The organism is Vibrio sp. 10N.222.46.A1 (genome assembly GCF_041473595.1).
Lineage (GTDB): Bacteria > Pseudomonadota > Gammaproteobacteria > Enterobacterales > Vibrionaceae > Vibrio > Vibrio tasmaniensis_A.
The window spans coordinates 1-863 of the sequence record NZ_JBFRSN010000345.1 but is presented as its reverse complement, the minus strand read 5'-3'; the positions used below and the strand labels follow the sequence as shown (position 1 = coordinate 863).

At 48.6% G+C, this 863-nt stretch carries 1 protein-coding gene; it reads right to left on the bottom strand.

The features are described 5' to 3' along the window. Window positions 1-863 (bottom strand): VCBS domain-containing protein (locus tag AB4496_RS11200; protein ID WP_372130973.1); only part of this gene is annotated, 863 nt, incomplete at both ends.

Genomic DNA, 863 nt, shown 5'->3' with positions numbered 1-863 from the left:
TTAGCATCAACATCGGTAATCGTCAGTGTTCCCGTCGCCATCAAGTCGTTACTCTCCGGGTCAACATCGACATCTTCCGTCACCTCACCCATGTCTGAGTCACCTTCTCCGACAGTAATTTCGGATGGATCATCAGCACCATTGATGGTGATAGTTACTTCACTTGTGGTTCCGTCAATCGCAGTCACCGTGTAAACCTCGGTGACAAATTCATCGTCATCGAGATATTGCACATCGTCGTTGTCTACGACGTAAGTCCATTCGCCATCGTCGGTAATGGTCAACATACCCAACGCAATATCATTGGTCGAACCTTCAGGATTAAACGTTCCGTTAGGTTGAAAAGCCGCGACATCGTTAGCATCAACATCGGTAATCGTCAGTGTTCCCGTCGCCATCAAGTCGTTACTCTCCGGGTCAACATCGACATCTTCCGTCACCTCACCCATGTCTGAGTCACCTTCTCCTACGGTAATCTCGGACGGATCATCGGCACCGTTAATAGTAATGGTCACTTCGCTCGTGGTTCCGTCTATTGCAGTAACCGTGTAAACCTCGGTGACAAACTCATCGTCGTCAAGGTATTGCACATAATCGTTGTTGACGACGTAAGTCCATTCACCACCATCGGTAATGGTCAAAAAACCCAGAGCGGTATCATTGGTCGAACCTTCTGGGTTAAACACACCGTTTGGTTCGAAAGCAGCGACGTCGTTATCGTCGACATCGGTGATGGTTAGCGTCCCTGACGTCGCTAAGTTGTTGCTCTCTTGATCAACATCCACATCCTCAGTCACTTCTCCTGTGTCTGAATCACCTTCACCAACGGCTATGTCAGATGGATCATCGGCACCGTTAATAGT